Source organism: Bacteroidota bacterium (assembly GCA_016706255.1).
GTDB lineage: Bacteria > Bacteroidota > Bacteroidia > Chitinophagales > BACL12 > UBA7236.
Window position 1 is genome coordinate 578,292 of record JADJJZ010000003.1, and the last position, 9,209, is coordinate 587,500.

Annotated in this window: 10 protein-coding genes (1 of these 10 only partly in view); 1 reads left to right on the top strand and 9 read right to left on the bottom strand. The window is 36.3% G+C overall.

Annotated elements, in window-relative coordinates; genetic code table 11:
* Window positions 1-209: 209 nt before the first annotated feature.
* The 7 genes from IPI65_04275 to IPI65_04305 form a co-directional block, all read right to left on the bottom strand.
* Window positions 210-1,661 carry a glycosyltransferase family 39 protein gene (locus IPI65_04275; protein MBK7440762.1) on the bottom strand — a complete coding sequence of 484 codons (1,452 nt, stop codon included), beginning with the start codon at window positions 1,659-1,661 and terminating at the stop codon, window positions 210-212.
* 27 nt (window positions 1,662-1,688) lie between these two features.
* On the bottom strand, window positions 1,689-2,045 hold the full coding sequence (locus IPI65_04280; GenBank protein MBK7440763.1) for a hypothetical protein: 357 nt from the start codon (window positions 2,043-2,045) through the stop codon (window positions 1,689-1,691).
* 35 nt (window positions 2,046-2,080) lie between these two features.
* Complete coding sequence (locus IPI65_04285; GenBank protein MBK7440764.1) at window positions 2,081-2,890, bottom strand: TIGR02757 family protein; 810 nt, start codon at window positions 2,888-2,890, stop codon at window positions 2,081-2,083.
* Entirely contained in the window at window positions 2,868-3,632 is a 765-nt protein-coding gene (locus IPI65_04290; protein MBK7440765.1) for a PrsW family intramembrane metalloprotease, read from the bottom strand. Before IPI65_04290 ends, IPI65_04285 begins: the two co-directional genes overlap by 23 nt.
* Before the next feature lie 33 nt (window positions 3,633-3,665).
* The gene (locus IPI65_04295) at window positions 3,666-4,805 is read right to left on the bottom strand and encodes a cystathionine gamma-synthase (protein MBK7440766.1); all 1,140 of its coding nucleotides are present in this window, start codon (window positions 4,803-4,805) and stop codon (window positions 3,666-3,668) included.
* A 115-nt stretch (window positions 4,806-4,920) separates the two neighbouring features.
* Window positions 4,921-5,172, bottom strand: coding sequence for a four helix bundle protein (locus IPI65_04300; protein ID MBK7440767.1), 252 nt, complete (start codon window positions 5,170-5,172; stop codon window positions 4,921-4,923).
* Window positions 5,173-5,248: 76 nt separating this feature from the next.
* A complete protein-coding gene (locus IPI65_04305) occupies window positions 5,249-6,493 on the bottom strand; it encodes a DUF1015 domain-containing protein (GenBank protein ID MBK7440768.1) in 1,245 nt (414 codons plus the stop codon).
* Window positions 6,494-6,676: 183 nt separating this feature from the next.
* Here IPI65_04305 and IPI65_04310 point away from each other — a divergent pair, with 183 nt between their 5' ends.
* A complete protein-coding gene (locus IPI65_04310) occupies window positions 6,677-7,537 on the top strand; it encodes a T9SS type A sorting domain-containing protein (GenBank protein MBK7440769.1) in 861 nt (286 codons plus the stop codon).
* A gap of 66 nt (window positions 7,538-7,603) precedes the next feature.
* On the opposite strand, the gene IPI65_04315 is transcribed toward IPI65_04310, so the two are convergent.
* Window positions 7,604-8,524, bottom strand: coding sequence for a 3-phosphoglycerate dehydrogenase (locus tag IPI65_04315; protein MBK7440770.1), 921 nt, complete (start codon window positions 8,522-8,524; stop codon window positions 7,604-7,606).
* 63 nt (window positions 8,525-8,587) lie between these two features.
* Window positions 8,588-9,209, bottom strand: the 3' portion of a protein-coding gene (gene serC / locus IPI65_04320) for a 3-phosphoserine/phosphohydroxythreonine transaminase (GenBank protein MBK7440771.1). It continues 446 nt past the right edge of the window; the window shows 622 of its 1,068 coding nt (coding positions 447-1,068); its start codon lies off the right edge, out of view — the gene reads right to left on this strand; it ends in the stop codon at window positions 8,588-8,590.

A 9,209-nucleotide genomic window follows, 5' to 3' on the forward strand; every position in this document is an offset into this window, starting at 1 on the left:
GCACTGCATCAAAGGTGATAAGGTTACCTAAAACACTAATTTTTAGGTGCATTTGTTCTTCAATTCCCAAAGACAAAAAGCATCTGCCCCTTTATCTTCCATATTCCTTAGCGACCCTTCGCGGCCTTCGTTCCTTCGTGGTAAAAAAACACATTTCAAGAAAACAAGCGGCATTTACTGGGTTATTATACTTTAATTTGCATCCCAACCTATTTTATCTCGTATAAAACCCACCCTTCACTAAATATTTTCAACTCCCGCATGTTTCCCGTCTCTTTACATAAATTGAAGTTATGCATAGGTCGCAATCCCGCAAATTGTTTACCGAATGCAGGTTCATTAAATAATACATAAACATTATGTAATTGAGCGGTGTCAATATCTACATTAAATAAATTCACCACATCACTTTCAGGTAAATACGCTGAAACAGCACCATCAATACCCATGGTATAAATCGTTTTTTGGGGCAGATTTTTCAGGTGTTGTGTTATTTCCACTTCTGTTTTATGCATGGTGTGGGTTGCACGAAAACCCATTGAAAAAAGTAAAATTTGCAGGCATGCAACCGGCATCGCCCAATAAAACAAATATTTCTTTCCTAACGCACTGCGCTCCAGCCAATTGTTAAAAGGCAGAAAATATAAAAACAACACCAATGGGAATGCAAATAATAAATAGCGATTGTTCTGGTATGGATTACAGCCAATAAACAACGAATACAAAACAAGCACAATTACAATCACCGCAAAATCGGCTGTTCTGTTTTCCTTTCTGCGTAATCCCCACAGCAAAATAATCCCACAAAAAATAAATGCAGGATGAAATAAATGATAAAATACAAATACAATGTTAGGAAATGGATATTGCTGCACACCATCCAAATTCATAAAATTGTTTTTAAATAAATTTATAAGCCGGAACTGCTCAGCAAAAAAATGATACGATAAGTCTGCGCCTTCAGAATTGATATTCCAGAAAAAAATCCGTTGACGAATAAGATAATCCGGGACCGTTGTTACTAAAATAACGATTACAACACCAAATAATAATACGTATTTTTTTTCGCGGATAATCGTTTTTAAACATACCCACGCCGGCAACAATAACAAAACAACTGCGGGATAACGGGTGGCTACTGCCAAGCCGGCAAATAACGCTGTAAGCCACAATGCAATTGGTTTCCGGTTGATTGAAAACCGCAAACTGAAATAATAAGTAGCCAGCCAAAAAGTAATACACAACATATCACTCATGGCAATTATACTAAACCGTAAAACATAAGGAGATAATACAAAAAACAGTAAAATATAAAGTAATCGGTAACGGTTATCTGATGTGAGCAGCGTAATTATTTTTGATATCAATACAATCGCAAAAAATGTTGCTAAAATCGATACTAACTGCATCACCAAAAAAGTATCGGGAATAAAAAAGTTGAACAATGAACAAACTACCGGATACATGATTGGATATACCGTGTAATCAGGTTGTGTTCCGGTTGAATAAAATAAATTCAGCGAGCGCGTTATATGCAGATATTCATAACTATCTTGTCCGTAAAAGCCATTAAATCCATAATAAACTATCAGTACCGTTTGTAATACTAATGTTAAAATACAGGTAGTAAATAATGGATTTTTTTTAGCAAATGCAATCACGACTTTACCTTGAGCAGGTAAATATACTTATAATCTTAAATCTTCATCGTCATCGTTCAGTTTTGCCGATTGCGCAAACTGTTTTTTAAGCTCTTCCTTTTTGTATTGCCGTTGCATAATAAGTTCAGCGAGAATTACCGGAGCCTCATCAGGTAGGTGCTTACCGAGCAGTGTTTTTGCTTTTTCTTCATCCACATCTATACGATAAAGAATCCACACCAACTTTTCAAAATTATGATCTATCAGAAAAGTGATGATTTCAATAAGCGATTGCTTAAAAGCGGATTCAGTTTCCACTTCCATCATGCGATCGGTTACCTCAAGGTCACATATTTCGGCAATTTCCGATAATGTGTTTTGCATCCAGTTTTCAGTTCTAATCATAGTGTTTGTTTCCCCGACTTATTCTTAGTTAAATATCATGCCATTTTTTCCATAACACCCGTTCCAAATAGTGCAAAATCGTATTTTACAGGATCTTTTGCATCAAATTGTTTTAAATTTTCTGTTAATTCTAATGCAGACTGCCAATCTGTTTGCTTGCGTTGTAACAAATTTAGATTTCTTGCAATTCTGTCCACATGCACGTCCAGCGGGCATATCAACTGATGTGGCTGCAATTGCTTCCAGCATCCAAAATCTACACCTGTATTATCCTGACGCACCATCCAACGCAAAAACATATTCAGTCGTTTACAAGTGCTATTTGATGCAGGTGAAGGCACATGTTTGCGTGTTCGGCGCGGTGAATTTTCATCAAAAAAGAAATTATTGTGGAAATAAATGAGCATTTTTTCTACACTTGGCTCATTTTCATAACCGGGACATAAAAAAGCCGTTTCTAAACTCTGCGTGTGCGCATATACATGTTTGAAGAAATAAATGAAATACAGAGTATCCGTAAAATTAAACGTGCGGTGTTTAAAATCCGCAAATCGTTTTAAATCAGTTTCTTTATGATTCACTATAAAATCATAAGGCGCATTGTCCATTAACCGGAATAATTCAACCGATTTATTAATAATAGTCTTGCGCTGACCCCAGGCAAACATAGCTGTCCAGAATCCGGTAATTTCGATATCCTGTAATTTAGTAAACCGATGTGGAATACAAATTGGATCGTTAGCAATAAAGTCGGTATGATTATATAACGTTACCTTTTCATTCAGCAATTTTTCTAATTGCTTAAAATCTTTGCGGGAAAATTTAGTTTGGTTTGGTTGGGGCATCGAATCCTCCGTTCTCTGAAATTACTTCCTGTGTAACAGCAACTTGTTTTTGTTTAGCATGCGGATTGGCTTTGTGCAAACGAATTGAACGACGGCTAAACCAAATGCCAAATATTAATGAAGCAACTGCGCCGAGATATAAACCCATCATATAATTCTGGAATAAAAAGAAATCATAAAAGCCATGTAATATCGTCGCCATTAAAAATCCGCGAAACATCAAAGCCTTTTCATTTTTATGATTGAATTTGGCTAAACCAACGTAATATCCCATCACAGCAGCAAAAGTTGCATGCGCCGGAACAGCTGTCACAGCGCGAATACCGGCAGTAGCCCATGATGACCCTAATGCACCGCTGTCAAAAACATACATTAAGTTTTCAATTGTAGCGAAACCCATCCCAACCATCACTGCATAAATAATGCCGTCGTAAGGTTCGTTAAAGGAAGGTTTTTTATAAGCGTAATATCTTAAAAATAAATATTTTGAAAATTCTTCACTGGCTGCAATAATCAGGAATGTATAAATGGCAACAGAAATTAACGATGTCCCATTAGCACCCGGCACTACATTCGGTAAAATTGTTTCTAAAATAATTGCTGGTAACACACTAAAACATCCTGCTAAAAAACATACTAATAAAACACCAAATGGCTCACGGTCATGTTTATCTTTTGAATAAAAATAAATAATAATTGCCAACGCCGGACCTAATGCTAATGCAAGTAATGCCAAATTCATTTTATAGTGTTTTTCAAATTATTACAAATAGTATTAACCAATTGCAGTCTGTAAATCAGTAATCAAATCCTCAACATCTTCAACACCTACACTCAATCTGATTAACGAATCTACTAATCCATTTTTTAATCGTTCCTCTTTTGGAATAGACGCATGTGTCATACTTGCAGGGTGACCAATTAAACTTTCTACGCCGCCTAAACTTTCTGCCAGTGAAAATAAATGTGTAGCTGATAATATTCTCGTTGCTTCTGCAAAATCATCTCCTTTTAATGTAAATGATACCATTGCACCGAACATACGCATTTGTTTTTTGGCAATTTCATGATTTGGATGATCAGGAAATCCAGGCCAGTAAACCTTTTCAATTTTTGGATGATTGCGTAAAAATTGAGCAATTGTTGCTGCATTTTCACAACTGCGTTGCACACGAAGATGTAATGTTTTTATACCACGTAAAATTAAAAAACAATCCTGCGGCCCCGGAACAGCACCTGTTGCATTTTGAATAAAATATAATTGATCGGCAAGTGCTTTATCTCTAACAATAACACAGCCATGTATAACATCACTGTGTCCGCCTAAATATTTTGTTGCAGAGTGAACAACAATATCTGCCCCTAAATCGAGGGGATTTTGCAAATAGGGTGAAGCAAAAGTATTATCTACACAAACTAAAACATTGTGTTTTTTAGCGATAGCACAAATAGCCTCAATATCAACAATACTCAACATAGGATTGGTTGGTGTTTCAATCCATATCAATTTAGTATTCGAATTAATTAACGGCTCCAGGTTGCTCGGATTAGTTAAATCCGCAAAATGAAACTGCATACCAAAACGTGCATATACTTTGGTAAATGCGCGATAAGTACCACCATATAAATCATTCATGGCAATTACTTCATCACCTTTACTCAGTAATTTAATAATCCCGTCGGTTGCAGCAAGCCCGCTCGAAAAACAAATTCCAAAATTTCCGTTTTCCAGCGCCGCAAGATTTTTCTGCAACGCATCACGTGTAGGATTTTGTGTACGTGCATACTCATACCCCTTATGATCACCCGGCGCATTTTGCACATAAGTACTCGTTTGAAATATCGGCGTCATTATCGCCCCTGTACTAGGATCCGGCTCAATTCCGGCATGAATTACCTTGGTATTAAATTTCATTGATTCTCGGTTTAATTAGCAAATTAGCTGATTAGCAAATTAGCTAATGGTGTAGCTGCGCTACCTTTTAGTAGCTGCGCTTTGATTATGTTAAAATAAAAATGAAAATATTGTTTTAATATAATTTTTTTGATGTCGAAATGATTTTATTAATTATTTTTTGAATTTCAGTTAGTTGATTTAACAATGATGTTGTTTCAGGATAATGTTTTGAATGTTGAGCAAGTAAAAGCCAATATTCAGCCTCATCAGCTTCTTTGGCAGCAATTTTAAATTTATAAGTTGAGTTATCATTTATTTCCGCGCTTAAGCGTTTATCAAACGTATTAACACTTTCCACAAAAATAAAATACGTTATTCCATTAATCTTACCTGTTCAAGTCCCTCAAATTCATTCATCACGCCCTTCTAAATGCTAATCTGCTAATCAGCTAATTCGCTAATCAAAACGTATGCACAACCAACCCACTTCTCAACTTCGGTTCAAACCAAGTCGATTTCGGAGGCATCACATTTCCACTATCAGCAATATTAATCAACTGCTGAATAGAAACAGGATATAAACTTATAGCCAACTGCATTTCACCGCTGTTAACACGTTTTTCTAATTCACCTAATCCGCGAATACCGCCAACAAAATCAATTCTTTTATCAGTACGTTGATCTTTTATTCCTAAAATCGGATCTAAAATATGATTCGACATTATAGTTACATCTAAAACATCAATTGGGTCGTTATCGTTATACGTTCCCGGTTTGGCAGTTAATTTATACCATGTTTTATTTAAATATAAACCGAACGTATGTAATGCTTCAGGCTTGTAGATACTATCGCGTTTTTCAACAGTGAAATTACTTTCCAATGCACCTAAAATAGCTTCAGGTGTATGGCCATTTAAATCTTTCACCACACGATTATAATCCATAATCATTAACTGACTGGCAGGAAAAATTACACTTAAAAAGAAATTATATTCTTCGTTGCCGGTATGGTTCGGATTTTTATCGCCTATTGCTTTTCCAACTTTTGCGCTTGATGCACTTCTGTGGTGACCATCTGCTATGTAAGTAAAAGGCACTTTTGTTTGGAATAAATCAGTTAATGCAGTTACATCTTTTGGACTGTCAATTAACCAAAAAGTATGTTGAATGCCATCTTCCGCAGTAAAATCGTAAACAGGTGATGTTGTGGTTACTATCGTATTAATAATAGCATCAATTTCTGCTACATCAGGGTAAGTTAAAAATACCGGTTCAGGATGGCATTGTAATTCAGCCATGTGACGAATACGGTCGTTTTCTTTTTCCGGACGGGTATATTCGTGTTTTTTAATAATATCATTAAAATAATCTTCGATAGATGAATTTGCAACGAGCCCAACCTGTGCATGTCCGTTCATGATTTGACGGTAAGCATACATATTTGGCGTTGCATCCATATTAAAAGTACCATTCGATTGAAATTTTTTCCAGTTTTCAACCGCTTTAGCATAAACTGCATCAGCATAATGGTCAATATCTTCGGGAAGATCAATTTCTGGTTTACAAACATGTAAAAAGGAGATATCGTTGCCGGCAGCTTCTTCGCGGGCTTCTTCACTGTTTAATACATCATACGGGCGACTAGCCACTTTAGCTGCTTGTTCGGGCTTTGGTCTCCAACCATTAAAAGATCTGATAATTGCCATAGTTATTTTTTGCGCAAAGATAGTAAGTGTTTTGGCTTTTTAAACCCAATTTGAGCCGTTGTAACGGTGTTGTGGATTATTTAAGACATAAACTTTAACCCACGTTAACAAGAATATCGCCATCGGTTTCACGGGAATATTGAAAATTGTAGTAATTTTAACAACAAAATAATAAAGCAAATTATGAAGAAACTTTACAAAACATCCAGAAACACAAGATTAAAAGCCTATTCAGCAGCCGCTCTGGCATTAACAGCCGGTGCCTCTTCAGTTGATGCAACAATCGTTTATAACGATATTGAAGACATCACAATAGGCGTAGATGAAATGTTTGACCTCGACATTGATGGCGACGGTTCACTTGATTTTCACTTCAGAGCAGGTTCAGCTACAGGTTCAAGTGGAACTTGGTCATTTGGTTCTGTATTCGGAAATGCTACATCTTATACTGTAGGTAACTCCGGAAATCAATTAATAGGATATGTTGGTGCTTATTATAATTATGGTAGTGCATTGGATGCAGGCGACAATATTGGCCCTGATGGACCATGGTTAAGTTATCCAAGTTACGGTAATACAGCAGTGATTGCTTCTAATTTTTACGGTGTAACATATGGTGCATTCCCTGGTCAAGGCGAAAAATTCCTTGGTTTTAAATTTGTTTCAGGCGGAACTAACCACTACGGTTGGATGCGTGTTGTAGCTGATGTTAATCCGGTAACTATCACTGTTATGGATTATGCATATGATAATACTGCTGATGCAGAAATTGAAGCAGGTGCTACTATAAGCATTGCTGTTAATGAATTAGCCGCAGGTGCAGTTAATATTTATAGCTTCAATAGTGCTGTAACCATCGTTAATAACGCCGGTTTACAAAATGCAAATGCAATTGTAACTGATTTAACAGGAAAACAAGTTGCTTCCGTTCAATTAAATAACGGAACAAATCAAATTGATTTATCGCAATTTGCTACCGGTAATTACCTTGTAAATATTACCAGTGCTGAAGGTAATACAGCTAAACAAGTGTTTATTCAATAATTTATTCTGCAAAATAAAAAAGGCGTTCAATTAATTTTGAACGCCTTTTTTTGGGTTATAATTAAATTAATTTACTCTGAAAGTGTCAATACCTTTATCCAGAAAATCAATTATTTGTTTAGCTGCAGCAATACCTGCATTTACATTTGCCTCTTCTGTTTGAGCGCCCATTTTTTTGGCGGGATAAAAAATTCTCTTTGCATACTGCTCTTTAAAAGATGATTCTAATTTCGGAACAAAATCAGTTACATAAGTAATATCATTGCGTTCACCCATCAATTTTATTAAATCATCTTCATTAACAACATCCAAACGTGCAGTATTAACAAGCATACCGTTTTTTGGTAATAATTTTAATAGATGATAATTAATTACACCTTTTGTTTCAGATGTTGATGGAATATGCAGCGATACATATTCGCAATGTTCAAAAATGTCCTCAAAACTATTTGCCGGCGTAACACCATCAATTTGAAGTGCAAGGCGGTCCATATTTCTTTTATAAGCAAATACTTCCATTCCAAAGCCGCGACCAATTTGCGACATATATCTTCCAATATTGCCATAGCCGATAATACCCAGTTTTTTTCCGCGCAACTCTGTTCCTGAACTGCCACTGAATTGTTTTCTTGCCATATACAACATCATTCCAAACGCACATTCGGCAACGGCATTTGCATTTTGCCCCGGCGTATTCATGCAAACCACATTATTTGATGATGCAGCTGCAAGATCCAGATTGTCGAACCCTGCTCCGGCGCGAACTACTATTTTCAGGTCCGGCGCAGCATTAATTACTTCTGCATCAACTAAATCGCTGCGCACTATTATTGCATGCGCTTTTTTTGCAGCTTCTATAAAGGAAGATTTTTCTGTATAGTTTTCCAACAACTGCATTTCATGGCCGGCATTGGTAATTACCTGGTTAATTTTTGCAACGGCTTCTTTAGCAAACGGTTTTTCTGTTGCCAATAAAATAATACTCATAATTGGTATTTGGGTTTAAAAAATCGCCACCATATTTACTAGTGGTGGCGATAGTATAATTAATTAAGCTTTACGTTTTGCAAATTCATCCATCAGATTCACAAGGAATTGAACACTGTCAATACCCATTGCATTATAAATAGAAGCACGCATGCCGCCCACACTGCGGTGACCTGCAAGTCCTACACATTTATTCTCTTTGGCAAATTGTAAAAATTCAGGTTCCCATTCGCGGTTTTCCATAATGAAGTTTACATTCATCCAGCTACGATCTTCTTTAGCCACAGTGCCTTTAAATAAAGGGTTGTTGTCGATTGCACTATATAATAGGTCTGCTTTAGCTTTATTATCCGCTTCAATTTTAGCCAAGCCACGTTCCTTAATCCAACGCAGGGTCAACATCGTAACATAAATCGGGAAAACAGGCGGTGTATTAAACATACTGCCTTCTTTAATATGTGTTCTGTAATCCATCATGGTTGGAATCTGGCGATTAACCTTTCCGAGTAAACTTTCTTTAATAATAACCATGGTGACACCTGCAGGTCCGATATTTTTTTGTGCACCGGCATATATGAGGTCGAACTGACTGTAATCTAATTGGCGTGAAAACATATCGGAGCTCATATCTATTATATATGGAACCGGGCTTTTTGGAAACTGATGGTATTGAGAGCCATATATT

Coding starts and splice junctions, on each gene's coding strand:
- IPI65_04310 (MBK7440769.1), top strand. CDS start 6,677: ATGAAGAAACTTTACAAAACATCCAGAAACACAAGATTAAAAGCCTAT.
- IPI65_04315 (MBK7440770.1), bottom strand. CDS start 8,524: ATGAGTATTATTTTATTGGCAACAGAAAAACCGTTTGCTAAAGAAGCC.
- IPI65_04290 (MBK7440765.1), bottom strand. CDS start 3,632: ATGAATTTGGCATTACTTGCATTAGCATTAGGTCCGGCGTTGGCAATT.
- IPI65_04295 (MBK7440766.1), bottom strand. CDS start 4,805: ATGAAATTTAATACCAAGGTAATTCATGCCGGAATTGAGCCGGATCCT.
- IPI65_04285 (MBK7440764.1), bottom strand. CDS start 2,890: ATGCCCCAACCAAACCAAACTAAATTTTCCCGCAAAGATTTTAAGCAA.
- IPI65_04305 (MBK7440768.1), bottom strand. CDS start 6,493: ATGGCAATTATCAGATCTTTTAATGGTTGGAGACCAAAGCCCGAACAA.
- IPI65_04280 (MBK7440763.1), bottom strand. CDS start 2,045: ATGATTAGAACTGAAAACTGGATGCAAAACACATTATCGGAAATTGCC.